The sequence below is a fragment of the Photobacterium sp. DNB23_23_1 genome (assembly GCF_052873815.1).
This window is the reverse complement of the sequence record NZ_JBNNXT010000033.1, coordinates 35,119-57,907: the sequence shown is the minus strand read 5'-3', so window position 1 is coordinate 57,907 and position 22,789 is coordinate 35,119. Positions and strand designations below refer to the sequence as shown.

General features: G+C 45.0%; 25 protein-coding genes, 2 tRNA genes and 2 pseudogenes. 20 read left to right on the top strand and 9 right to left on the bottom strand.

Features of this window, described 5'->3' with window-relative positions; translation table 11 throughout:
• Positions 1-77: 77 nt before the first annotated feature.
• On the bottom strand, positions 78-494 hold the full coding sequence (locus ACVA53_RS18375; protein ID WP_446505882.1) for a tyrosine-type recombinase/integrase: 417 nt from the start codon (positions 492-494) through the stop codon (positions 78-80).
• A 32-nt stretch (positions 495-526) separates the two neighbouring features.
• Positions 527-1,069 (bottom strand): hypothetical protein, encoded by a 543-nt coding sequence (locus ACVA53_RS18370; protein WP_446505881.1) that lies wholly within the window; start codon positions 1,067-1,069, stop codon positions 527-529.
• A gap of 174 nt (positions 1,070-1,243) precedes the next feature.
• Between ACVA53_RS18370 and sbcB the strand changes: the two genes are divergently transcribed.
• The 7 genes from sbcB (at position 1,244) to ACVA53_RS18335 (ending at position 7,808) form a co-directional block, all read left to right on the top strand.
• The gene (gene sbcB / locus ACVA53_RS18365) at positions 1,244-2,665 is read left to right on the top strand and encodes an exodeoxyribonuclease I (RefSeq protein ID WP_446505880.1); all 1,422 of its coding nucleotides are present in this window, start codon (positions 1,244-1,246) and stop codon (positions 2,663-2,665) included.
• A 214-nt stretch (positions 2,666-2,879) separates the two neighbouring features.
• On the top strand, positions 2,880-3,422 hold the full coding sequence (locus ACVA53_RS18360; protein ID WP_446505879.1) for a winged helix-turn-helix domain-containing protein: 543 nt from the start codon (positions 2,880-2,882) through the stop codon (positions 3,420-3,422).
• A gap of 105 nt (positions 3,423-3,527) precedes the next feature.
• Complete coding sequence (locus ACVA53_RS18355; protein ID WP_446505878.1) at positions 3,528-3,869, top strand: CidA/LrgA family protein; 342 nt, start codon at positions 3,528-3,530, stop codon at positions 3,867-3,869.
• On the top strand, positions 3,866-4,546 hold the full coding sequence (locus ACVA53_RS18350) for a CidB/LrgB family autolysis modulator (protein ID WP_446505877.1): 681 nt from the start codon (positions 3,866-3,868) through the stop codon (positions 4,544-4,546). Before ACVA53_RS18355 ends, ACVA53_RS18350 begins: the two co-directional genes overlap by 4 nt.
• A gap of 189 nt (positions 4,547-4,735) precedes the next feature.
• On the top strand, positions 4,736-5,623 hold the full coding sequence (gene cdd / locus ACVA53_RS18345) for a cytidine deaminase (RefSeq protein WP_446505876.1): 888 nt from the start codon (positions 4,736-4,738) through the stop codon (positions 5,621-5,623).
• Between the two features lie 135 nt (positions 5,624-5,758).
• Entirely contained in the window at positions 5,759-6,649 is an 891-nt protein-coding gene (locus ACVA53_RS18340) for a DMT family transporter (RefSeq protein WP_255044082.1), read from the top strand.
• Between the two features lie 184 nt (positions 6,650-6,833).
• Positions 6,834-7,808 (top strand): TAXI family TRAP transporter solute-binding subunit, encoded by a 975-nt coding sequence (locus ACVA53_RS18335; protein ID WP_446505875.1) that lies wholly within the window; start codon positions 6,834-6,836, stop codon positions 7,806-7,808.
• A gap of 106 nt (positions 7,809-7,914) precedes the next feature.
• On the opposite strand, the gene ACVA53_RS18330 is transcribed toward ACVA53_RS18335, so the two are convergent.
• Entirely contained in the window at positions 7,915-8,319 is a 405-nt protein-coding gene (locus ACVA53_RS18330; protein WP_446505874.1) for a hypothetical protein, read from the bottom strand.
• A 323-nt stretch (positions 8,320-8,642) separates the two neighbouring features.
• On the opposite strand from ACVA53_RS18330, the gene purT reads away from it, so the two are divergent.
• On the top strand, positions 8,643-9,818 hold the full coding sequence (gene purT / locus ACVA53_RS18325; RefSeq protein ID WP_255044079.1) for a formate-dependent phosphoribosylglycinamide formyltransferase: 1,176 nt from the start codon (positions 8,643-8,645) through the stop codon (positions 9,816-9,818).
• 81 nt (positions 9,819-9,899) lie between these two features.
• On the opposite strand, the gene ACVA53_RS18320 is transcribed toward purT, so the two are convergent.
• Together ACVA53_RS18320 and ACVA53_RS18315 are read right to left on the bottom strand one after the other, a co-directional pair.
• Positions 9,900-10,544 carry a thiopurine S-methyltransferase gene (locus ACVA53_RS18320; protein WP_255044078.1) on the bottom strand — a complete coding sequence of 215 codons (645 nt, stop codon included), beginning with the start codon at positions 10,542-10,544 and terminating at the stop codon, positions 9,900-9,902.
• Between the two features lie 349 nt (positions 10,545-10,893).
• Positions 10,894-11,187, bottom strand: coding sequence for a hypothetical protein (locus ACVA53_RS18315; protein WP_107348508.1), 294 nt, complete (start codon positions 11,185-11,187; stop codon positions 10,894-10,896).
• A gap of 231 nt (positions 11,188-11,418) precedes the next feature.
• Here ACVA53_RS18315 and ACVA53_RS18310 point away from each other — a divergent pair, with 231 nt between their 5' ends.
• Positions 11,419-11,814: a nitrous oxide-stimulated promoter family protein gene (locus ACVA53_RS18310; RefSeq protein WP_446505873.1), complete on the top strand. Its 396-nt coding sequence runs from the start codon at positions 11,419-11,421 to the stop codon at positions 11,812-11,814.
• 4 nt (positions 11,815-11,818) lie between these two features.
• Here the strand turns inward: ACVA53_RS18310 and ACVA53_RS18305 are convergent, their stop codons facing one another.
• Positions 11,819-12,181 carry a spore gernimation protein gene (locus ACVA53_RS18305; RefSeq protein ID WP_255044076.1) on the bottom strand — a complete coding sequence of 121 codons (363 nt, stop codon included), beginning with the start codon at positions 12,179-12,181 and terminating at the stop codon, positions 11,819-11,821.
• A 238-nt stretch (positions 12,182-12,419) separates the two neighbouring features.
• On the opposite strand from ACVA53_RS18305, the gene pdxY reads away from it, so the two are divergent.
• From pdxY to ACVA53_RS18275, 6 genes are all read left to right on the top strand, one after another.
• A complete protein-coding gene (pdxY, locus tag ACVA53_RS18300; protein ID WP_255044075.1) occupies positions 12,420-13,274 on the top strand; it encodes a pyridoxal kinase PdxY in 855 nt (284 codons plus the stop codon).
• 421 nt (positions 13,275-13,695) lie between these two features.
• Positions 13,696-13,769, top strand: a tRNA-Gly gene (locus ACVA53_RS18295).
• 44 nt (positions 13,770-13,813) lie between these two features.
• Positions 13,814-13,900, top strand: a tRNA-Leu gene (locus ACVA53_RS18290).
• A gap of 156 nt (positions 13,901-14,056) precedes the next feature.
• Entirely contained in the window at positions 14,057-14,716 is a 660-nt protein-coding gene (locus ACVA53_RS18285) for a glutathione S-transferase (protein ID WP_446505872.1), read from the top strand.
• A gap of 278 nt (positions 14,717-14,994) precedes the next feature.
• Positions 14,995-15,396, top strand: coding sequence for a YkgJ family cysteine cluster protein (locus ACVA53_RS18280; protein ID WP_446505871.1), 402 nt, complete (start codon positions 14,995-14,997; stop codon positions 15,394-15,396).
• Positions 15,397-15,546: 150 nt separating this feature from the next.
• Positions 15,547-15,951 carry a thioesterase family protein gene (locus ACVA53_RS18275; RefSeq protein WP_255044072.1) on the top strand — a complete coding sequence of 135 codons (405 nt, stop codon included), beginning with the start codon at positions 15,547-15,549 and terminating at the stop codon, positions 15,949-15,951.
• A 327-nt stretch (positions 15,952-16,278) separates the two neighbouring features.
• Here ACVA53_RS18275 and ACVA53_RS18270 read toward each other — a convergent pair.
• Positions 16,279-16,447 (bottom strand): annotated as a pseudogene (locus tag ACVA53_RS18270) (4'-phosphopantetheinyl transferase family protein); the annotation flags it as partial.
• Positions 16,448-16,457: 10 nt separating this feature from the next.
• Here ACVA53_RS18270 and ACVA53_RS18265 point away from each other — a divergent pair.
• Both ACVA53_RS18265 and pfaD read left to right on the top strand, forming a co-directional pair.
• A pseudogene (locus ACVA53_RS18265) lies at positions 16,458-16,817 on the top strand (beta-hydroxydecanoyl-ACP dehydratase); the annotation flags it as partial.
• A gap of 15 nt (positions 16,818-16,832) precedes the next feature.
• On the top strand, positions 16,833-18,470 hold the full coding sequence (gene pfaD / locus ACVA53_RS18260; protein WP_255044070.1) for an eicosapentaenoate synthase subunit PfaD: 1,638 nt from the start codon (positions 16,833-16,835) through the stop codon (positions 18,468-18,470).
• A 194-nt stretch (positions 18,471-18,664) separates the two neighbouring features.
• Here the strand turns inward: pfaD and ACVA53_RS18255 are convergent, their stop codons facing one another.
• Both ACVA53_RS18255 and ACVA53_RS18250 read right to left on the bottom strand, forming a co-directional pair.
• Positions 18,665-19,081: a plasmid pRiA4b ORF-3 family protein gene (locus ACVA53_RS18255; RefSeq protein WP_255044069.1), complete on the bottom strand. Its 417-nt coding sequence runs from the start codon at positions 19,079-19,081 to the stop codon at positions 18,665-18,667.
• Between the two features lie 101 nt (positions 19,082-19,182).
• Positions 19,183-19,629 carry a hypothetical protein gene (locus tag ACVA53_RS18250; RefSeq protein ID WP_446505870.1) on the bottom strand — a complete coding sequence of 149 codons (447 nt, stop codon included), beginning with the start codon at positions 19,627-19,629 and terminating at the stop codon, positions 19,183-19,185.
• Positions 19,630-19,993: 364 nt separating this feature from the next.
• Between ACVA53_RS18250 and ACVA53_RS18245 the strand changes: the two genes are divergently transcribed.
• The 3 genes from ACVA53_RS18245 to ACVA53_RS18235 all read left to right on the top strand — a co-directional run bounded on the left by ACVA53_RS18245 (position 19,994) and on the right by ACVA53_RS18235 (position 22,785).
• The gene (locus ACVA53_RS18245; protein WP_373689599.1) at positions 19,994-20,209 is read left to right on the top strand and encodes a site-specific integrase; all 216 of its coding nucleotides are present in this window, start codon (positions 19,994-19,996) and stop codon (positions 20,207-20,209) included.
• 469 nt (positions 20,210-20,678) lie between these two features.
• Entirely contained in the window at positions 20,679-21,152 is a 474-nt protein-coding gene (locus tag ACVA53_RS18240) for a cell division inhibitor SulA (protein WP_255045390.1), read from the top strand.
• 226 nt (positions 21,153-21,378) lie between these two features.
• Entirely contained in the window at positions 21,379-22,785 is a 1,407-nt protein-coding gene (locus ACVA53_RS18235; RefSeq protein ID WP_255045389.1) for a basic amino acid/polyamine antiporter, read from the top strand.
• Positions 22,786-22,789: the final 4 nt, after the last annotated feature.

Sequence of the window (22,789 nt, the reverse complement as noted above, 5' to 3'; positions counted from 1 at the left end):
TAGGGGTAGAGAAAAGCTTGGGGAAAAGGGCGTCCGGTTAAACGCGGAATGGGTGTCCGGAATCAGCGGAATACGCATCAATCACCACTCATCTCATCAAATAAGCGAGACGCATACCTCTCATACTCCACCAGCTGCTCATCTAACCAATCATGCTTGTTATACACGGCTAGTACCCCACCCAACTCATGACCAAGCATCTTCTCTACTACATGAGGCATCACACCAAGCTCTGAGGCGCCTGTAGACAACGAGCGCCTGAAATCATGGGTTCGCCACTCTTCTAATGGCAATCTAGCGCGTATGCGGCGTATATAACGGTTGGCGGCTGAAATGGTAATTGGAATGTTGAGGTTCTGCCCTGGAAACAGCACGTCATCGTATGTTTCCATAACGCGTTCGAGTATGGCTCGGGCTTTGGTGGGGATTGGGCGGCGGATAGGCTTGTTAGTTTTGCTCAGCTCTTTTGGAACTGTCCAAATGCCGGCTTTCATCAACTTTAATCTTAAGTGCATGGTGAGATCGGCTAGCTAAGCGAAATTCTGAGAGGCGGTTGCCCCAGTAAGCACGAAAAAGGTATGGTAAGTTGATGAAGGGTTTTGTTAGCGGTGCTGGCCCGGCTACGTTCGATGGCTAACCAGATTTGTCCTAGTTCAGACCAGGTAGGAACACGGCTTCCGTTCTCTGGCCGCATACCAACGTTTTGCTTTTTGATTCGGTCTAGGTCGGTTCTATCAATGATGAATTTGCTTTTGCAGAAATTAAGGCAGGCAAGGAGCGTGGTAAAAATGGAATTGGCCGTTTTGGGCTTGTCAGCGCCTATATCATCGAGCCATTGCATCCATTCTCTGGCGGGGATGGTTTCGACGTTTCTGTCTGGGAAGGCGCCAAAGTAGTAGTTTCTGGAAAAGGATCGGTAGAGCTCTTGCGTCCCCTTCTTTAAGTTGGGGACATAGTGCTTCAACCAGTAGTTAATGCAGTCGTCTAAAGTGACGAAATCTTGTTCACCACTACCTCCAACCCCGTTGGCAATTTCTGGATTTCGGCCAGATTCTCTCAATTCCATCATGATTTTATGTTTCCGCCTTGCCTCTTTTAGGCTTGTTGCGGGATACTTAGCTAATCTGAGTTTTAGGTGCTGATGAGTTAAAAAATAAGTACATCAGAGCTTAAATACCAACCAATTTAAGGCTGTCGTAAAAACTAACACTTAATATCAATGCGATGGCTTCTGGAAACGACTATGAATGATACAAATCAGCCAACCCTGTTTTGGCTGGATTATGAAACCTTCGGTGCCAACCCGGCACTGGATCGCCCATGCCAGTTTGCCGGTGTTCGTACCGACATGGACATGAACATTATCGGTGAGCCACTGGTTATCTACTGTAAGCCACCCGTCGACTACCTGCCTTCGCCCGAAGCCTGCCTTATCACCGGGATCACGCCGCAGGAAGCGCATGAAAAAGGCCTGTCTGAGCCTGAATTTATTGCCCAAATTCACAAAGAGCTGTCAAAGCCTAATACCTGTGTGATTGGCTATAACAATGTACGCTTTGATGACGAAGTCACTCGCTATACCCTTTATCGTAACTTCTACGACCCATATGCCTGGAGCTGGCAGAACGGTAATTCGCGCTGGGACCTATTGGACATCATGCGGACCTGTTATGCATTGCGCCCGGAAGGGTTGAACTGGCCGACTAACGAAGATGACCAGCCAAGCTTCAAGCTTGAGAACCTGTCTGTCGCCAACGGCATCGAACACGCCAATGCGCACGATGCGATGGCCGATGTCTATGCCACCATTGAACTGGCAAAAATTATTAAGCAAAACCAACCTAAGCTGTTTGATTACTTCTTTAAGCTACGTAACAAGCGCAAGCTTCAGGAGCTGGTTGATATCGTCGAAATGACACCGCTGATGCATGTGTCAGGTATGTTCGGTGTAGAGTGTGGCAATACCAGCTGGATTGTACCAATGGCATGGCACCCTGATAACAAGAACGCGGTTATTACAGTGAATCTGGCAATGGATCCTACCCCGCTTATCGAGCTCTCTGCCGATGAGCTGCGTGAGCGCCTGTATACCAAACGTGCCGATCTTGGCCCTGACGAACAACCAGTGCCACTTAAGCTTATTCATCTTAATAAGTGTCCGGTACTGGCTCCGGCGAAAACCCTGCGCGCCGAAGATGCGGCTCGCATTGGTATCGACCGTGAAGCTTGTCTGAAAAACCTCGCGACGTTGAAAACGCACCCCGAAATTCGTGAAAAGCTGCTGGCGATTTATAGCGTAGAGCGTGAGTTTGAAAAAAAAGATAATGTCGATGCCATGCTTTATGACGGCTTCTTCTCAAACGCCGATCGCTCCACCATCGATATCATCCAGAAGACGCCAGAAGCCGAGCTAGGCAAGCTGGAGTTGAATGTTAGTGATAAGCGTATCAAGCCGCTGCTGTTCCGCTACCGTGCCCGTAACTTCCCAATGACACTGGATTTCCAAGAACAGCAACAGTGGAAGCATCACTGTCAGGATTTCTTTGAAGAAAACCTGCCAAGCTATATGGAAAACCTCGAAGCGGTTGCCATGGAGCACCAGTCGAACGAAAAGAAGATGAAGATCTTAAAAGCTGTCTACGATTACGTACAAACACTTGTATAAATTACGACAGTTCACCGGAACCTTGCTGCTCCACTAGCTTACTGATATAGAAACACATATTGACAGCCCCTTGCGCTTATCTGGCCAAGGGGCTTTTTTCGCATCGATGATTCTTTATTGTGAGATTGCGCAACTGAGCATGTACACCAACACTGATAGTGATGGATTTTAAATTGTCATTCATGGATTCGAAGGGTGAATTGTAGTGATTGATATGACAACACAATCTTTAACACGCTGTTTCCGGTTCCCAGATGTCGATTTCGAGCCAGATGTACACCTGCTGGTGTGGCGAGACAAAACACAAACAACACTCACGTTGCATGAGTCTCGATTACTTGAGGCACTCTGCTATTGTGCTGGTGAAGTGATCAGCCATGAGCAGTTGCACAATAAAACTTTCAGCCAACTTGATCCTTATGAAGACGGCACAGGTCAACACTACGATCTTAATAACATACTCAGGCCTTTGACGGTTAAACTTAATCTTCAAGGAAAAATGGCGATCCCCATCGAAGTGGTCCCCCATTATGGCTTTAGAGTACCACTACCCGAGAAAACCTGCCGACTGGTTCACGAGCCTGAAAAAGCAGAAGACAAAGACCAAGTTACCCCTCCGAACCAAAATGAGGAGGAAGAATTCAGTTCGGCCACAGAAGAGATAGTGAAAACCAGTACTGTGCATAAAATCTCTGTCGCCATACTGGCTTTGATGGCAACAGGGGTTATAACCGCTTCATTCCTTGACTATTTATGAAGTCGCTAACTCTTTGAAGCGCAGCAGTCATTACAACTAACCGTGGCTTAGATTACGTTTATTTTGTATGATAAATGAGTTTATTCTTCCATTCCTGAAGGGCTCATGGCATATCTACGATCTTTCTTTGTTATTTTTGTCTGTCTACTGTTAGGCAAAGGCATTCAACACCTTACAGGTTTAGACATCCCCGGTAGTATCATCGGCATGCTGATATTGTTCACCATTCTTTCTATGGGGCTTATTCCTGCCCACTGGGCAATGCAAGGCTGTCACCTTCTTATTCGCCACATGGCTTTATTGTTCGTCCCTGTTGGCATCGGTCTGATGAACTACCTCGATCTACTTACCAATAACGCCCTTATCATCCTATTTAGCACGATCGGCAGTAGTGTGGTGGTCTTCGTGACCATAGGTTTGGCAACACACTATAAGGAAAAACAATGATCTGGCTGCTGACTACCTTGGTTGTGTTCTACACTGCCCGTTATATTTCTAAACATATCCAGCATCCGATTGTTAATCCGCTTCTCATTTGTTTGCTGGTGATCATCCCTCTACTTATGTGGCTTGAGGTTCCTTATGAAACCTATTTCGAGCAAAACAAATGGCTTAATGCCTTGCTTGAGCCTGCAGTGGTTGCATTGGCTTTTCCTCTTTATGAGCAACTCAGCCAGATCCGCAAAAAATGGAAAGTGATTTTCTCTGTCTGCCTAATTGGTAGTTTACTATCTATGGTCACCGGTGCGGGCATCGCACTGATGCTCGGGGCTGATGCACAGCTTACCGCATCCATACTTCCTAAGTCGGTAACGACGCCTATCGCGATGGCTGTTGCAGAGCAAATTGGCGGACTCCCTTCCGTTGCCGCTATTATGGTTATTATTGCTGGATTATTTGGTGCAGTACTAGGGTATCCCCTGTTCCGCCTGATGGGTGTCAAAGCCCCTATCGCCAAAGGGTTAACCATGGGTACTGTTTCACACGCATTAGGTACCGCGAAAGCGGCAGAAGAAAATTACCAGGAAGGTGCATTCAGCTCGTTGGCCCTGGTCATTTGTGGGGTGATCACCTCGATTCTGGCACCAGTATTGTTTCCACTCATCATGGCAGTATTTCGTTAAGACGTGCTAGTAATCGAATACAAATTTAAATTATTGATTAATAAATATAATTTTTGTTTAAGCCGTGTGACCCGACTCGCACTACTGCAAATGATGCAACATACAGTTGATATATGTGATAGAGATCACCCAATTATATGATTACCAAGCCTACAATGTTTCTCCATACACAAGACGGAGTGAAAACTCATGCACACTAAAGTAATGGATGCTTTAGGCGCTCTACCCGCTGATCTGGCTTCTGCAATTAAACCTGTGCTAGAAGCTGATAATTTCGATGCCACCTTAAGCCCTGAGGTGTTTGCTCAGTTAATGTCGAAAACCAACATGACTGACAGTGAATTGCGTGTTGCATTACTTCCGCTTGCCGCTGCTTATTCTGTCGCACCTATTTCTAATTTCTTTGTTGGCGCAATCGTCCGTGGTCAATCAGGCACACTTTATTTCGGTGCTAACATGGAATTTGTCGGTGCTTGCCTTTCTCAAACGATTCACGCAGAACAATCCGCCATCAGCCATGCTTGGGTGAAAGGCGAAACCGGCATTTCTGATATCACCATTAACTACAGCCCTTGCGGTCACTGTCGCCAGTTCATGAACGAGCTGACAACAGCGAACGAATTAGTAGTCCAATTACCAGAGCGTGCTGCGAAGTTACTGCAAGAGTACTTGCCGGAGTCTTTTGGTCCAGCCGACCTAAATGTAACTGATGCACTGCTATCTAATGTTGATAACGGTATGGAAACCGAAGCATCGGAAGCACTCATTCAGCAAGCATGCCAAGCGGCCAACCGTGCCCATGCGCCTTACACCAAAAACTTCAGCGGTGTAGCACTGAAAGCCAAAGACGGTAAAACGTTCATCGGTATGTATGCCGAAAATGCCGCTTTCAACCCAAGCCTTCCACCGCTACAAGTGGCGTTGGTGAACATGAACATGGCAGGTTACCCGCTTGCTGATATTGAAGAAGCGGCATTGGTTGAAAAAGCAGATAGCACAATCAGCCACCTCTCTGATACGCAGACAACACTAGAAGCACTAAACCCTGATATTCCTTTGTCTTATGTCGCTGCATAAGCATAATGAAGGTAAGAAAACCGCCAACTGGCGGTTTTTTTGTATCTGTTGTCGCGTAGCGAGCAGAAAGCGGTTTTCTCTTAACATAGGTAGGAGTATGATTTTCCAGTTATAAACTCAATAAACCTTAATTACATGTCTCATCAACACAACCCGATCCAAGGGGCTAGCTGGATGGTCACTGCTGGCTTAGCCTTTGCCATAGTCAACAGTCTGGCGCAGTACCTCAGTATGGTTTTACATCTTCCATCAACCACTGTTGCCCTATTCCAGTACTTCATTGCCTTAGTTGCTATTTTCCCTTGGTTAAAAACCTTAGGTATTCGCAATGCACTGCGCACCCAACATTTTAGCCAACACTGTTTCCGCGTGTTGCTAGCGGTAATCGGTATTCAATTGTGGCTTTGGGCATTGGCCTATCCGGTGCCAATCTGGCAGGGTATCGCGCTGCTCATGACCTCGCCGTTGTTCGCTACGATTGGCGCGGGTATATTTCTGAAAGAGAATGTCGGCACTGCACGCTGGGTTGCGACAATTGCTGGTTTCTGCGGTGCGATGATCATCCTAGAACCTTGGTCAGACGGTTTCAGCTGGGCAACGCTACTTCCGGTGGCAGCTGCATTCTTCTGGGCGTGTTACTCGCTGATGGTGAAGAAAATGTCATCCAGTGAATCGCCAACCAGCATTGTGGTCTATTTGCTGATCTTAATCACCCCGTATAACCTACTCCTTGCCGTACCTGAATTTACACTGCCGCAGACAGGGCTAACTTGGCTCTTGCTAGGTGGTGCGGGATTATTGACGGCACTGGCTCAGTGGGCGATAGCCAAGGCCTATGCGGTGGCCGACGCTTCTTTTGTTCAGCCTTTTGACCATGCCAAACTGCCCCTGAATGTGCTGGGAGGGTGGATAGTCTTTGGCTGGGTACCGCCGGGAAGGTTGTGGCTAGGTGCTGCGATTATCATTACATCTGTCGCATTCATCACCCAGTGGGAAAACAAAAAAGCAGCAATGGCAAAGGGCTAACAACTCTGTACAATATCAAGCCTTCCGAACCTACAGTTAGCAAAATAGTAGGTTCGGGGGGAAGTCTTAATCCCACGACAATTCTCATTCCTTCAGCGTCTACACTCTCCCTAAACCGCCCAACCTATTGTTAACTTAATGGTTGAGTCGTCATGTATGAACAACAACATGTGAGGTTTACTGAATGTCTTGGCGCGTTTTAACTCTCTCGTTTATCAGTGGCGCTCTGCTATCGCTCTCTTCGGTTGCACAAGCCCAGTCTTTCGTTACGATCGGTTCCGGTGGTGTGACCGGTGTTTACTACCCTACTGGTGGTGCTATTTGCCGACTGGTAAATAAAGATCGGAACAGGCACGGGGTGAGATGCTCGGTCGAATCAACCGGCGGCTCCATCTATAACATCAACAGCATCCGTGCAGGCGATCTGGATCTTGGTATCGCCCAATCGGACTGGCAGTATCATGCGTACAATGGCACCAGCAAGTTTAAAGAAAAAGGCCCTTTCAAATCACTTCGCGCTTTGTTCTCTATTCACCCAGAACCTTTTACTGTGGTGGCACGGGCAGACTCTGGCATCAAGAATTTTGAAGATCTCAAAGGCAAACGAGTCAATATCGGTAACCCGGGCTCAGGCCAACGTGGAACCATGGAAGTATTGATGAAAGCCTATGGCTGGAGCAAGAAAGATTTTGCCTTAGCGTCAGAGCTCAAAGCATCGGAACAGTCCAAAGCCCTGTGTGATAACAAAATCGATGCCATGGTCTATACCGTAGGTCACCCGAGCGGAGCCATCAAGGAAGCGACAACGGCTTGTAAGAGCGTGATCGTCAACGTTTCTGGACCTGTGATAGAGACACTGATTGAAGAAAATAGCTTCTACCGAAAGGCAACCGTACCGGGGGAAATGTACCAGGGTAATGTTGACGACGTGCACACCTTTGGCGTCGGTGCCACCTTTGTATCATCGGCATCCGTAGACGAGAAGATCATCTATGAAGTGGTGAAGTCGGTGTTTGACAACTTCGATACCTTCAAGAAACTCCACCCGGCTTTTGCCATTCTGAACAAAGAAGAAATGGTGGCAGATGGCCTTACCGCTCCCCTGCATGACGGTGCGAGAAAGTATTACCTTGAGGCGGAGTTAATCCAACAGGAATAACGCTGTCGACAGAAGTCCAAAACAAAACGAGGAGCCCGTTAGATAACGTTGCTCCTCGCTTATCGAGCCGTCTATTATGACGCCTATCAAAAATAACAGTGCTTACTTAGAAACGAATGCGGAAACCCAGCTGTCCTTCTAAATCAAGATCGACATCTTCAACCACATACAGGGTCGGGCCAACCTCGCCGTAGAACTCAAAGCTGTTCACCGGCACTTGGAAACCAATACCACCACGCACACCAAGCTTGTTGTGTTTGTTGTCTACGTACTGGGCGCCGACAAAGGTGTATAAGTTGTTCATGCCTGGGTCTTGGGTAAGTGAACCTAAATTGAAGGTTTTATCGAACGCAAGACCAAAATCGTCGATACCTAGCGAGAAACGCAAGTCATTGTGCTTATATTGGATCCCCGACATCGGGCTACCAAAGAAGATACCAACAGCTTGAGATGCATGAACTGAAAACGGAACCGCCATCATCAGGCCTAGAGCTAATAGATATTTTTTCATGATGTAATCATTGTCGTTACTAAACAAAACTGCGGCTAATCTAACGGTAATACGGTGTTAATTCGACCCTTCTGCATGACTAATGACACAACTTTGACAATCGTGACAGAATATTACTGTGATTTTGTTGTCGCTATAAACCCACCCCATCGATGAGAAAACCACCAGCTTGGGTGGGCAATAAACACCATTCCCAATAACGAGTTACCCATTGAGATAGCAAATTTAAGGAAGTGATGAATTCCAAGCGCAATCGTTTGCGTGGAGGTGAAATTCCTGTATGATCCGCACTAGTTTCACGTCACCTCCAGTAAGGAATTCCAATGTTAGGATCTGCAACCCGCTTAAACGCAACGCGTGTACTTCTTCTTGGCTCTGGCGAGCTAGGTAAAGAAGTGGCCATTGAATGCCAACGCCTAGGCCTGGAAGTTATTGCCGTTGACCGTTATGCCGACGCACCGGCGATGCAAGTTGCCCACCGTAGCCATGTTATCGACATGCTTGACGGTGAAGCCTTAAAGCAGCTTATTGCCGATGAAAAACCTGATTATGTTGTCCCTGAAATCGAAGCAATTGCGACCAACACGCTGGTTGAGTTAGAAGCCGAAGGCTTGAATGTGGTCCCAACCGCCAATGCCACCAAGCTAACAATGAATCGTGAAGGGATCCGCCGCCTAGCTGCAGAAGAACTTGGCCTAACGACCTCTCCTTATCGTTTTGCCGATAACTACGATGATTTCAGCGCCGCTGTTGAGCACGTAGGTATTCCGTGTGTCGTGAAACCGGTTATGAGCTCTTCTGGCAAAGGTCAGAGCGTGATTAAGTCGAAAGAAGACATTGAAAAGGCATGGGGCTATGCTCAGGAAGGCGGCCGTACTGGCGCTGGCCGAGTGATTGTTGAAGGCTTCATTGACTTTGATTATGAAATTACCCTACTGACGGTACGTGCTGTTGACGGTACTCACTTCTGTGCCCCCGTCGGCCACCGCCAGGAAGACGGTGACTACCGTGAATCGTGGCAGCCACAAGTGATGTCAGAGCAAGCGCTCAAAGCCGCTGAGCATGCAGCTGGGAAAGTTGTAAACGCCCTGGGCGGTTATGGTATCTTCGGTGTTGAACTGTTCGTGAAAGGTGACACGGTGATCTTCAATGAAGTATCCCCTCGCCCACACGATACTGGCATGGTAACGCTGATCTCACAAGAGCTATCAGAATTTGCCCTGCACGTTCGTGCCTTCCTAGGACTTCCAATTCACACCATTCACCAGTACGGTCCATCGGCCTCTGCGGTTGTATTGGGTGAAGGTGTGTCTGAAAATATCCGTTTCGATAACCTCGCGACAGCACTTGCCCGCCCGAACACGCAAGTTCGCCTGTTTGGTAAGCCAGAGATCAATGGTCGCCGCCGTTTAGGTGTCGCGCTCACTCGCCGTGACAATATCGAGGGTGCTATCGAAGATGCCCTTGCTACCGCATCCGACATTAAGGTTGTGTACTGATTTTTAGGTAAAACCAAATATACAACTAAAAAAGGAGCCACTAGGCTCCTTTTTGTTCATCTGCCATAAAGTGGCTGTATTCTACGCGACTGTAATCAACCAAGCCTCTTCGGCAAAGCGGGTTAGGCCACGCTTGCGACGAGGGTGTGACTCATCCGCATCATCGCGTGCTAAATGGCGAATATCGCAACCTTCAAACAGGGCTTCAATTTCGTCTTTAACCACAGCGAATGGAGGACCGTCCATTTCATGCTGCGGGTAATCCAGTGTCACCAGCAAGATGCGACCACCCGGCTTCACCATTGATAGCAGCTTCTGGGTATAGCTCTGGCGCATTTCCTGCGGCATAGCTATAAGGGCGGCGCGATCATAAACGATATCGACAGGATCAACCTGTGCCATGAAAAAATCACCACAGTGAATCGTGATTTCATCGAATTCGTAAATTGATTGGCCGTTTCCCACCGGGATCACCAATGGGGTGTAAAGATGCTCAGCAAAGAATGCACGTACCGCAATTTCACTCAGTTCAATACCAACCACTTTATTGTGTTTCTCCGCCAACCAAGACAGGTCGACAGATTTACCACACATAGGGACCAACACCGAATCCTCTCGGGTTGGTTTCACTTCTGGCCAGTATTTTTCTAGTACCGGGTTGGTATCATCCAGGTGAAAACCAATTCGATTCTCAGCCCAGCGGCTATGCCAAAACTCTGCATCCATTTCTTGTTTTCTCTTTCTTTTGACTGACTGATTGGCTTTATATCAAACTTGGCTTGATATAGCTAATCAAGCCATATCATCTATAGAAGGCGATAGAAAGCGCTGTAAGGCATTTAGGGAGGCGTTCTCAATCAAACTGAGGTGATGGTATTGCTCTTACATTACACCCCGCCATCTCGGCGTGCGCGAAGCGAACATAACGAACAAAAAACAACCAGCAATTGCATACAAAAAAAGATGCCAAAGCATCTTTTTTTGTTAGCTAAATTTCAAAGGCAAATCCAGCTAGAAATCTGTTCTTCAATTTTCTTTTATGAGAGTCATTGAATAAACGATAAATGCTAGCGAATTAAGAAATTCGAAATAGCTTAATCGAGTCACGGCGAACAGTCACTCCGCGGAAAGTTACAGGCTCAAGCAATGTCATTAGCTGCTTAGACACAAAAAACTTACCACCGTAGCTACGATCACCACCACGATTTACCCAATCTGCAAATTCATCTGCCAAGTTGAACATAGAGTTTCCAACAAGCAGAACCAACACTTTAGCGACTTCACTGTCATTCTGTTTATTAAACTCCGCGTCGCGAACTTTCTTACGATATTCTTCGACGATTCTTTCTAGGCACTCAAATCTGCTCATATACACCACCACAAAAAAAGAGGTGCGGATACTACTGCTCATACTCACTGAAATCAACCCATCAAGGGCCTATTCTTGGCAGAAACCTGTAATTTTTTCGTTCTCGTAACATGATTCGGGGCGTTTATAAGGAAAATGACGACTTATGTCATATTTTTCACCTTGCCAATAAGTTACATTTCAAATATAACTTTATCAATACCGCCTTGATTTAAAGCCAGAGAAATAACCATGAGTGACCATAAAGTAGACATAAACGTCTTAATGGGAAGCCTAAAAACTGAGTATAAAACTATCGAGGCAATGGTGAAAATTTACTGCAGGGATCACCATGGCACTGGCACACTGTGTGAAGCGTGTGCCGACTTTTTGGCCTATGCGCTGACCAAACTCGATCGCTGTCCTTATGGTGAGGAAAAGCCGACCTGCAAACTATGTCCAATTCACTGCTACAAAGCCGATTACAAAGAACGCTCTCGAATTATCATGCGCTATAGTGGCCCCAAAATGCTATACCACCACCCCATTCTCGCTATCCGACACCTTATTGCAGGCAAGAAGCCGGTGCCAGTTAAGCCAACACCGAATGCTTCCAACCGCCATAAACGAAAATCACGCAGCCAATAACAAATTAATTTCTGTAGTAATCGACAACCTGAATGGTGCTTGGTGGGGTGTTCGCTTCAAGAGATAACTGAAAGCTTTTGCCACCTTGCATCTGCACGCTTGATCCACCATGGCCTGTCACACTGACCCCCTCTATCTTTTCAAAAGATCGAGACTCGCTGTAATGCATGGTAACGTTCAAGTCCACATCTTGGTTAGAAGATAACTCAAACTGACAAATACCCGTTAGGCAATAAACATCAAGGTTGCCATCTTGGTACTTCACATCCTCAACATTTTTTACGGGCTGAGCTGTAATCTGTAATTCTTCGCCACACCCTACTAGTAAGGCTGCCCCTGCGATAACGGCCAACATCAATCGTTTCACGCATCCTCCTTTATCTCTTTCGTTTTCAGAGAATTACTATCACACCAATCACCACCATAGTGCAACCCTTAGCGATTTATTCATAGTTATCTAAATAGTGTATCAATCAAGACTCAGGCAAGTCGGTTCAGATAACGCCCACTGTCGTAATGTAACAATTACCAATTAATTCATTGTGATAAGCCGCATGTCACATTATTATCGATGCCGTATACAGACCCCTAACAGGATAAAAATAATGAAAGGCATTCTTTCTGTTCAGTCACATGTCGTTTATGGACACGCAGGAAACAGTTCAGCCGTTTTTCCACTACAGCGTATGGGCTTTGAAGTATGGCCAATCCATACCGTTCAATTCTCTAACCACACACAGTACCAAGAAGGCTGGACGGGACGTGCTTTTGCAGCAGAAGATATCACCAGTTTAGTGTCCGGTATGGAAGCAATCGGCCAGCTCGCTAATTGTGAAGCGGTGCTTAGTGGCTACCAAGGCAGTGCCGAGCAATGCCTGGCAATTGAAGATACGGTCAAGAAAGTAAAAGCAGCCAACCCTAAGGCGTTATATGTATGCGACCCTGTTATGGGTGCGCCAGATAAAGGCTGTATTGTTGCACCAGGCATTGCCGAGCACCTGATCAACACCCTGATGCCAATGGCAGATATCATCGTTCCTAACCAGTTTGAGCTTAGCCAATTTGCTAGTATGGAAATTAACTCTTTAGAAGACGCAATCAAGGCTTGCCAAGTTGCTCTGAACAAAGGGCCGAAGATGGTTTTGGTTAAACACTTACACAGTGTATCAAATGAGATGTTCTCGATGATGCTGGCCACCCAAGAAGGTTGCTGGTTAGCCCAACGCCCTCACCTTGAATTTGATAAGCAGCCTGTTGGTGTTGGCGATCTGATCTCTGCCCTATTTACTGGCCAGTACTTAGCAAAAGGCAACGCAGAGGCAGCATTCAGCCATTGTAACGATGCCTGTTACGCGGTATTGAAAGAAACCTCACTGCGCGGCGAGTGGGAGCTGCAGACCATCGCGGCCCAAAATGAAATTGTTAAGCCTACTGAGCTCTTCCCGGTAGAAGCACTCTAAGAGCTAACAGCATTCAACGCAGAGAGTCGATAACAATCTCTGCGTTGAATATCACCGACAAGGCCAAATAACGCTAAGCGACAAACTGCTGCAACTTTGATTTATAAAGCAAGCGTGCAAACTCAACGGCAGGCGAAGGTTTCATGAAGTAATAACCTTGGTTAGACGCATTTTGGTCAATATCTATCAGAAACGATCTGCCTATTTTCAATATATCGAATGGGAGATTATATCGAAAAGATGAATCAATAAAGGCGTTATAAGTTACATTCGAGTTGTTCTGTTTATTAAACAATCAAACCATCTAATCAAACCATCTAAAATCAGCTTTAAAGCGTGATAGGTGTGGCAAAATTTACCTTTTACGATTGCGAGAAAGTCAGCCTAGGCTTATCGTTGCTTTGTAATCAGTGACTTATATGCGAGCATCGTATAATGGTATTACCTTAGCTTCCCAAGCTAATGACACGGGTTCGATTCCCGTTGTTCGCTCCAAGCGCTCTGGCGCAAATAATAGTCACTGATAAGTAAGATGACATGCGGTGGTGGCGGAATTGGTAGACGCGCTAGCTTCAGGTGCTAGTGTCCGCAAGGACGTGAGGGTTCAAGTCCCTCCCTCCGCACCAATCTTACTTTAACGTTTCTTTTTTCGTGAAGCCTTTCACCGTTATTTTTTCTTACTGCTATTTAGCAACAGAAATGTTCGCCTCGCAATACCTAATACCTCAATGACAGGTCTATAGTCATCAATACTAGAGCGTTAGATATTGCAAGGGAAGCACATGACATTACCCATACTCTACTCTCTTCGCCGTTGCCCTTATTGCATTAGAGCAAGACTTGCTTTGCTGTTGGCCCAGCAACCAGTGATACTTCGTGACGTCGTAACTAAAAATCTTCCCGATGAATTGTTATTAGCATCACCAAAAGGGACAGTGCCGGTATTGGTTTGTACTGATTCATCTGTTATTGATGAAAGCCTCGATATTATGGTGTGGGCATTAAAGCAAAGCGACCCAAGTAACATGCTTTTAAGTGCCTACCCCGACGCCTTTCAAGCCATGATGGAGCTGATCAATCGCAACGACACTGAGTTTGTCGTTTCATTGGATAAATACAAAATTGCATCACGGTATCACCACAAGGATGTAGTCGATTATCGTGAGCAATGCGTACGGTTTATTAGCTACCTCGACAAACGCCTAACCAAGCACAATTACTTTCTGGGTAACCAACCAAGTTTAGCTGACTACGCAATACTGCCTTTTATAAGCCAATTCTCCCGAGTTGATCGCAGTTCTTATCTGAAATCAGGCGTAAACACACCCTATCCAAACCTTCAACGCTGGCTGACAGCACATTATCAAAACCCATTATATTCAAAAGCCATGACCAAATACCCTCTGTGGCTCGATAACCGTGAAGAGTGTTTGTTTGAATAACGTTTCAAGCAACGGATCGAATGGCGTTCACCCTGCCCTTTTGCTGTCGAATAACCCGTGTTTACCCAAAACTATTGCACTCATTTATACCAATCTGGATAAGTCGTTGATCAAGTATTTGCACTGGAAAAATCGTTGTTATCAAGGCAGATCTTGCAGTAACTAGTGGCTCTAATTGCAAAATATCTAACGCTACTGCCCTCGATTTGAAAAAGCAAATTAACGCCGTCTTTTAGTGATACAATCATTCGATAACTTTTGGGCTCAACGAAAACACTATGAAAGACTGCAACCAATGTGGAAAATGCTGTATCAAATATGGTGATGGAGATCTTGCGGCGACTAAAGAAGAAATTGACTTATGGGAGCAATTTAACCCCGATATATTCAAGTATGTACAAGATGGGAAAATCTGGTTTGATCCTCTAACGAAAAAGCAATTAAACCATTGCCCATTTCTAGAACTCAGCCCCAAACAGAACCCACAAGATAAAAACAAATACACTTGCAGTATTTACCTCGATAGACCTGAAGACTGTCGTCACTACCCTAGCCTAATCAACGAAATGGTGCGTGATGAGTGCGAAATGATAGAAGTCATGGACCTCGATAACCCAAAGAAAGCTCAAAGACAGTTAGATCTATTAATGAGCGCAAGCAGACCTTCAAGCAATTCTTAGGGCTAAAGCCTAATGCCCAGTTCAGGATCCTCGCTGCTATGACCAGTTCAAAACCGATTAAGTTTATAAATGCAGTCATGTAGAGTGTCCTGCTGATTAGAGTGCCTGGCAGCATTCGCTAAATACAACTTAATCGAGACAGCCTGAACAATGACAATCATTCATCATCATCCTGTGCAAATTTATTACGAAGATACCGATCATTCAGGTGTTGTTTACCACCCAAACTTCTTGAAGTATTTTGAACGCGCTCGCGAGCACGTTATCGACAGCGATAAACTCGCAACCTTATGGAATGAGCATGGCCTTGGTTTCGCTGTGTACAAAGCCAATATGATCTTTCAAGATGGTGTTGAATTTGCGGAAATTTGCGATATTCGCACTAGCGTTACTCTAGACGGAAAATACAAAACCTTGTGGCGACAAGAAGTATGGCGCCCTAACGCTACACGCGCCGCCGTGATTGGCGATATTGAAATGGTCTGTTTAGATAAGCAAAAGCGTCTACAACCGATCCCACAAGATTTGCTTGATAGCATGGCATCAATGGCTTAAATCCCAATCGTTTAGAGCCAAGATGTCAATACAAGGTGATTTACGATTGGCAATGAAGGCACAGCAACCTAATCATTATCATTGAGCACATTCACTAGTGAAACTCTTCGGGCGTAAATAGAAGACACATCCAATTTGCGTCCTTTCACTATCAAGCCAAAACGATAGCTTGCTGACAAGCGCCCTAAATATATAGCCATGCTTGCCCTCCTACTTGCTCGCTGCCCACATTGCCTTCCAATGCATTTACACAAATACCCGTCACTATTTCGAGTGATTGTTCACACGCCGAATCTTCATCGAAAAGTGAAAGCTGTTGTTTTTTGTTTAAAGAAAAATCAAAACCAAATGATTTTAACGATTGAGCAAGCCCAAGCCCTGTCGCCTTAATATACGACTCTTTAAGCACCCACAAATCAAAAAAACGTCGGCGCTGATCGCTCAGGCCTAACTGCATTAATGATTTTATTTCTTGTGGTTGAAAGTAATTCTCCATGATAGTGCTAGCAGAGCGCACTATCGACCCAAGTGATTGGTTCTTCCAGTTCCACTTCCATCAAGATCCTGTTATGCCAGGTTCATTAGGTGTTGAAGCGATTATTGAGCTAATGCAAACCTACGCCCTAAACAAAGATCTTGGTGCGGGTTTCCACTCACCTAAATTTGGTCAAATCCAATCGGAAGTGAAATGGAAATACCGTGGTCAAATCAACCCATTGAACAAACAAATGTCGCTCGATGTACACATCACAGCAATTAAAGATGAAGACGGTAAGCGCATTATTATTGGTGACGCCAACTTGAGTAAAGACGGCCTACGCATTTACGAAGTAAAAGACATCGCTATTTGTATCGAAGAAGCTTGAGTTAAGGATTAGAACATGACAATGCAAACAACCCTAAATAACGAAAAGCTTTCTCCTTGGCCATGGCAAGTTGAAGAAAGTGCCACTCAATTCAATACCGAAGCAATGGCTAAAGTATTAAAAGACCTGAGCCGCGGCTGCTACGTCATCAATCACCCAGAAAAAGGGCTTGGTGTAAGCCAAGAGGCAGAACTGACCTCTGGTGATAGCGCAAGCGCTAGCAGTACACACCCTGTCAGTGCATTTGCGCCAGCACTTGGCACACAACGCCTTGGTGACAGTGATTTTTGTCGTGTACATGGCGTGAAATACGCTTACTACGCAGGTGCAATGGCAAACGGTATTTCTTCTGAGGAACTCGTCATTGCTCTCGGCCAAGCTGGTATTCTTTGTTCATTTGGCGCTGCGGGGCTCATTCCTTCACGTGTAGAGCAAGCGATTAACCGTATTCAAGCAGCACTGCCTAACGGTCCTTACGCGTTTAACTTGATCCACAGCCCAAGCGAACCAGCGCTTGAGCGCGGTAGTGTCGAGCTATTCCTAAAGCATAAGGTGCGTACTGTAGAAGCATCAGCCTTCTTAGGTTTAACACCACAAATTGTGCAATACCGCGCTGCAGGTTTAAGCCGCGATCAAAAAGGCGATATTGTTATTGCTAACAAAGTTATCGCCAAAGTCAGCCGTACCGAAGTAGCAAGCAAGTTCATGGAGCCTGCGCCTGCTAAAATGCTGCAAGGTTTGGTGGACGAAGGTCGAATTACACCAGAACAAATGGAACTAGCACAACTCGTTCCAATGGCTGACGATATTACCGCTGAAGCGGATTCGGGTGGTCATACCGATAACCGCCCTCTGGTCACTTTGCTACCTACAATTTTAGCGTTGAAAGAAGAAATTCAAGCTAAACACCAATACAAAACACCGCTTCGTGTCGGTACTGGCGGTGGTGTTGGCACTCCCGATGCCGCGCTGGCTGCATTCAATATGGGCGCCGCTTATATTGTCACAGGCTCTGTCAACCAAGCATGTATTGAAGCGGGCGCGAGTGATCATACTCGTAAACTGCTTTCGACCACTGAAATGGCCGACGTCACTATGGCACCCGCTGCCGACATGTTTGAAATGGGCGTTAAATTACAAGTTGTTAAACGCGGTACGCTCTTCCCTATGCGTGCCAATAAGCTTTATGACATTTACACTCGTTATGATTCAATTGAAGCGATCCCTGCCGATGAGCGTCATAAGCTAGAAACCCAAGTTTTCCGCTCAACACTCGATGACATCTGGGCTGGCACCGTTGCGCACTTTAGTGAGCGCGATCCGAAGCAAATTACGCGTGCCGAAGGCAATCCTAAACGTAAGATGGCATTGATTTTCCGCTGGTATCTTGGTCTTTCTAGCCGTTGGTCAAACACCGGTGAAGCGGGTCGTGAAATGGACTATCAAATTTGGGCGGGTCCTGCACTAGGTGCATTCAATGCATGGGCGAAAGGTAGCTATTTAGATGATTATACAAACCGCCAAGCTGCTGATGTTGCAAAACATCTGATGCACGGCGCCGCTTATTTAGCTCGAATTAATCTGCTGGCTTCGCAAGGCATTAAGCTACCTGCTGATGTTGCTCGTTGGAAACCGGTTGAAAAAATGATTTAACTGCTTATTAAATTTAATTAAATCAGCCTGAGATATTAAAGCCCAGAAACAATGATGTTTCTGGGCTTTTGTTTGGCCTTAAACACTGAGATGATTTAAAGGTAAGGTGCGCCCCATAAAACCAACCAAATGCACTGAACTCCATACAAAAACTGCCAAGTGTAAATCCCTCCTGCACAGTTTGTTAGGCAAATTTACCACTCAGACTCCGGATATTGCTCTGGCTTAACACCTGCTTCTTTTACCACTCTAGGATACTCTGTCCCATCTACAAATGGCTTAGGTTTGCTGCGAGATTTGGATACCTGAAATATCCAATCATCGCCAAAGTCGAACCAGTAAAATAGCTTTTTACCTTTCGGCAGTGGAAATAAACCATATAACTCAGTATCGAGAGAGTATGTGCGGTCATCGAACGATTCTCGACTTGAACCAAATTCTCTACGAGAAATGAAAAATTGAGAGAAGTGGTCATTATCAAAGCCAACGGCATTAAGGATGATTTCATTCAATTCGCGCAATGATGTCTTTTTCGATAACTCAATTTCACAACTCCAGTCTTCATAAGCATACGGACCTGAGACCAGACTTACTTTAATTGATATGTACATACTTTCCTCACTTGCCTAACACCAAGCTAACTTGCACGAAACCTTGGCATAAGCTTTTGCTAAGCAAAAGTGCCAAGCATTGGGTCAACTTGCACAGTTTGTTAGGTGGCTCTTGATTTCTCCACTCGGGCGATCAATTCAACAGCTATAGGGTTCTCTGTATATTGATGCAACCTTGACGGAGGCGTAAATACTAATTTTTTCCCGATATTACCTTCAGTTCGAAGGTTAATGATGATCCGTTCTGGTGAACCTCTTTCACTATAAACACTGATTATCTCGTCAAAATGGATTAATTGAGTTGTTTTTCCTTTTCTAAACAACAGATAATCGCCATAATCTAAAACTTCATCAGATAAATCTGAAACTTTCACCTTGAATAAAAAGAAAGCCACGACGCTAACAAATATTGGGATTAAAACAGAATATAATGACTCCAGGTAAGCTTCAGTGATTAAAACCATTACTAAATACAACGGTGTAAATAGAAAAAACACCAAAGGAAGTAACTGCTTTTGAATAAATGTTGAACCAGATAATTTTCTCATAGACTAAATCCACCACCTAACAACTTTATATTAATACTATTTCATCTTTACAATTCTTCATATCACTTAATTTAATTACGTAAAACAGATAATATCAAATTTAAAACAACGGGTTAAGTAGCATCATTAAAGTAGCTAACAAACAATTGAAGAGAGATTCATCATATCCCCATCATCATTCTCGATAATTGACTTACTGCATATTTTCTTTATATCCCCCATACACTCTCATTGAAAGTGATAGGTACGTCGCAAATAATAACTGTCCATTTCTCTCTTCACATTGCGCAACTTATCTTCAGTATTTATTTTCAACGAGTATAAATTATGACTAACTCACCTTTTTTAAACGCCATCAAAAAGCATATGTTCTCGCCATTACAAAAAATTGACCGTAGACTCTTATATTTACTGGAAACGTTCCTATATCCTGTTTCACAACAAGCAACACCCTACCATGCTAGACTCAAAGGATGTTGAACAGTTTTTAACGCACCTTGTAACGAACAAAATGGTAGCAGCAAACACTCAAAGCACCGCACTCAATGCTCTTGCATATTTGTACAATCAATTTTTGTAATCAGTTAACCGTAATATCGTATTTTTGGTTGGTATTACCTTTAGCCTCATCATTTTTTGAGCTACTCCACGTATGATTACATAGATGACGGAACATTATACAAACCCGTCATGCGCATATATACGCCAAGAGACAACACACATAAACACACCTGGTCATTCTGACAGCCATCACCGCTGTATATACAGGTGTTATACAGTGGTTTTTGCCTGTATACAGTACTGGTCCTAATCCTTTTTAGTGCTAAAAACTGAAGCCTACTCATTTGCATATCAACACCTAATCATTTAAATGACAACTATATCTATATAAAAAACAATCACTTAAACCCAAAATCATAAAACTTTTATTCGAACAATTCACTATTCTGTTCAACTCAATGCAAAAAACACTTGCAACAGTATCCAAATAAAACTACTGTATAAGCATACAGCATGTATAAATAAACACTGTTTAAGGATGAAGGATTATGGCTGCTTACTTTGAACACCAAAACACAGTTTCTGCTTCTCAGGTCTACAAAGCGACGTTTGCCGCTCAGCCTGAGGGCTCTTCTTCTCCTCATAACGTTAATTGCCCAATTGAGGTTTCGTTCAATGACGAAAGCCAAGCACAGTTGGCTTACTTTTTACGTATCCTCAAACAAGCTAGCCAGCAGAATCGCTGGATCATGTTTATCGGTCAGAATTCGCTAATTGACAAAAATTTAATGAAAAGTGCCGGTATCAATTTAAACAAGGTCCTCGTATTGGCCAATAAAAAAAGCAAGACTGATCAGGAACTGATGGAAAAAGCACTTCGCAGTGGTAACTGCAGTGCCGTCATTGCAACGGGTGATATTCAACATTTTGCCAGTTACGCCATCCGTGAAGCATCAGATGCAGGTGCTAGCTATGCATTTGTTATCAACCGAGACGACAAATCGCAGATCACATACCACTGAATACCCTGTCGAATTGCAGAGTTACGCTCAGGAACCAAGACATAATTCTTTCCTATACTTACAAAGCCATCATCAATGCGGATGGCTTTTTTGATCCAGTACAATGAATGGTGTAATTAACTATAAATTGCGTGACTTGCATCAATTCGGCCGTGCAAATCAAGAAAAAACCATCATAATACGCCTGAAAATTATAAATATTCAGTCGTTATAACCGGATGTATAAATGCAAAAGAAACTGGGATTAGGATCGCTAACCGCTTTGGTCATCGGCTCAATGATAGGTGCGGGTGTCTTCAGCCTTCCTCAAAATATGGCAGCTGTTGCCAGTCCCGCAGCCGTAATAATCGGTTGGACAATCACAGGTATAGGAATGATTTTCCTCGCCCTGGCTTTCCAACACCTCTCGCGGCTAAAGCCTGAAATCGAAAGCGGTGTCTTTGGTTACGCTCAAGCTGGCTTTGGCGATTTCGTCGGCTTCTGCTCGGCATGGGGTTACTGGCTAAGTGCAATGCTGGCTAATGTCTCATACCTAGTAATCGTATTCAGCACGTTAGGTATGCTGTTCGATACCCCCGATATGATACTGTTTGGTGCTGGGAACACTTGGCTTTCAGTCATCGGTTCTTCTGTATTACTGTGGCTGGTACATGCACTAGTATTACGCGGTGTCCAAACCGCAGCCATGATCAATATGGTGACAACCTGTGCCAAGTTGATCCCTTTGTTCCTGTTTATCTTCTCTGCGTTTGTCGCCTTTCAGTGGGATACGTTTGTATTCGACTTCACAGGGCTCCACTTTGGTGAGCAACATGATCTGCTATCCCAAGTAAAGGGCACCATGTTGATTACAGTATGGGTATTTATCGGTATTGAAGGTGCAGTTGTGGTGTCAAACCGTGCAAAGAACCGCAAGGATATCGGCCGCGCAACGATTCTTGGCCTACTCACCGCCCTTACCATCTACGTTTTTGTTACATTGCTTTCGATGGGGGTGATTAGCACCGAGCAACTGGCAACCTACCAGAACCCTTCAATGGCAAAGGTACTGACTGAAATCCTTGGGCCTTGGGGTAAATACATCATCGGTGGCGGCCTGCTGGTCTCCGTCTGTGGCGCCTTCCTCAGCTGGACAGTACTAGCCTCTGAAGCGCCGTATTTAGGTGCTAAAGACAAAATGTTCCCGATTTGTTTTTCCAAGCAGAACCAAGCTGGCAGCCCAGTGAACTCCTTGTTGTTAACCAACTGCTGTATCCAGGTCAGCCTTATCTTTGTGATGTTCGCCGGCAGTACCTATGACACCCTGCTTGCGATTGCCTCAGAGATGATCTTAGTGCCTTACTTTTTGGTTGGTGCCTATACACTAAAACTGGCCATTGAGCGCAAAGACCGTGGCTCATTGTTTGTTGTCGGCCTTTGCGCCAGCCTGTACGGATTATGGCTACTTTATGCCTCTGGCCTTGGCTATTTACTGCTATCAGCTCTGCTGTACCTACCTGGCTTATATTTTTACATTAAAGCCAAACGCGAACAGCAAACACGACCATTTGTTGGCAAGGAAATGACAGCCGCCAGCATACTGACTATGGCGGCTTGCTTAGCCGTTGGCATGTTGTGGAAAGGTATGATTTAGATAT

What these genes read in the sequence shown, in the direction of transcription:
- ACVA53_RS18235 (WP_255045389.1), top strand. Translation starts at nt 21,379, where the DNA reads ATGCAAAAGAAACTGGGATTAGGATCGCTAACCGCTTTGGTCATCGGC.
- ACVA53_RS18370 (WP_446505881.1), bottom strand. Translation starts at nt 1,069, where the DNA reads ATGATGGAATTGAGAGAATCTGGCCGAAATCCAGAAATTGCCAACGGG.
- cdd (WP_446505876.1), top strand. Translation starts at nt 4,736, where the DNA reads ATGCACACTAAAGTAATGGATGCTTTAGGCGCTCTACCCGCTGATCTG.
- ACVA53_RS18350 (WP_446505877.1), top strand. Translation starts at nt 3,866, where the DNA reads ATGATCTGGCTGCTGACTACCTTGGTTGTGTTCTACACTGCCCGTTAT.
- sbcB (WP_446505880.1), top strand. Translation starts at nt 1,244, where the DNA reads ATGAATGATACAAATCAGCCAACCCTGTTTTGGCTGGATTATGAAACC.
- ACVA53_RS18335 (WP_446505875.1), top strand. Translation starts at nt 6,834, where the DNA reads ATGTCTTGGCGCGTTTTAACTCTCTCGTTTATCAGTGGCGCTCTGCTA.
- ACVA53_RS18315 (WP_107348508.1), bottom strand. Translation starts at nt 11,187, where the DNA reads ATGAGCAGATTTGAGTGCCTAGAAAGAATCGTCGAAGAATATCGTAAG.
- ACVA53_RS18320 (WP_255044078.1), bottom strand. Translation starts at nt 10,544, where the DNA reads ATGGATGCAGAGTTTTGGCATAGCCGCTGGGCTGAGAATCGAATTGGT.
- ACVA53_RS18355 (WP_446505878.1), top strand. Translation starts at nt 3,528, where the DNA reads ATGGCATATCTACGATCTTTCTTTGTTATTTTTGTCTGTCTACTGTTA.
- ACVA53_RS18250 (WP_446505870.1), bottom strand. Translation starts at nt 19,629, where the DNA reads ATGAGAAAATTATCTGGTTCAACATTTATTCAAAAGCAGTTACTTCCT.
- ACVA53_RS18360 (WP_446505879.1), top strand. Translation starts at nt 2,880, where the DNA reads ATGACAACACAATCTTTAACACGCTGTTTCCGGTTCCCAGATGTCGAT.
- ACVA53_RS18275 (WP_255044072.1), top strand. Translation starts at nt 15,547, where the DNA reads ATGACAATCATTCATCATCATCCTGTGCAAATTTATTACGAAGATACC.
- ACVA53_RS18280 (WP_446505871.1), top strand. Translation starts at nt 14,995, where the DNA reads ATGAAAGACTGCAACCAATGTGGAAAATGCTGTATCAAATATGGTGAT.
- ACVA53_RS18255 (WP_255044069.1), bottom strand. Translation starts at nt 19,081, where the DNA reads ATGTACATATCAATTAAAGTAAGTCTGGTCTCAGGTCCGTATGCTTAT.
- ACVA53_RS18310 (WP_446505873.1), top strand. Translation starts at nt 11,419, where the DNA reads ATGAGTGACCATAAAGTAGACATAAACGTCTTAATGGGAAGCCTAAAA.
- purT (WP_255044079.1), top strand. Translation starts at nt 8,643, where the DNA reads ATGTTAGGATCTGCAACCCGCTTAAACGCAACGCGTGTACTTCTTCTT.
- pfaD (WP_255044070.1), top strand. Translation starts at nt 16,833, where the DNA reads ATGACAATGCAAACAACCCTAAATAACGAAAAGCTTTCTCCTTGGCCA.
- ACVA53_RS18240 (WP_255045390.1), top strand. Translation starts at nt 20,679, where the DNA reads ATGGCTGCTTACTTTGAACACCAAAACACAGTTTCTGCTTCTCAGGTC.
- ACVA53_RS18285 (WP_446505872.1), top strand. Translation starts at nt 14,057, where the DNA reads ATGACATTACCCATACTCTACTCTCTTCGCCGTTGCCCTTATTGCATT.
- ACVA53_RS18375 (WP_446505882.1), bottom strand. Translation starts at nt 494, where the DNA reads ATGAAAGCCGGCATTTGGACAGTTCCAAAAGAGCTGAGCAAAACTAAC.
- ACVA53_RS18340 (WP_255044082.1), top strand. Translation starts at nt 5,759, where the DNA reads ATGTCTCATCAACACAACCCGATCCAAGGGGCTAGCTGGATGGTCACT.
- ACVA53_RS18330 (WP_446505874.1), bottom strand. Translation starts at nt 8,319, where the DNA reads ATGAAAAAATATCTATTAGCTCTAGGCCTGATGATGGCGGTTCCGTTT.
- pdxY (WP_255044075.1), top strand. Translation starts at nt 12,420, where the DNA reads ATGAAAGGCATTCTTTCTGTTCAGTCACATGTCGTTTATGGACACGCA.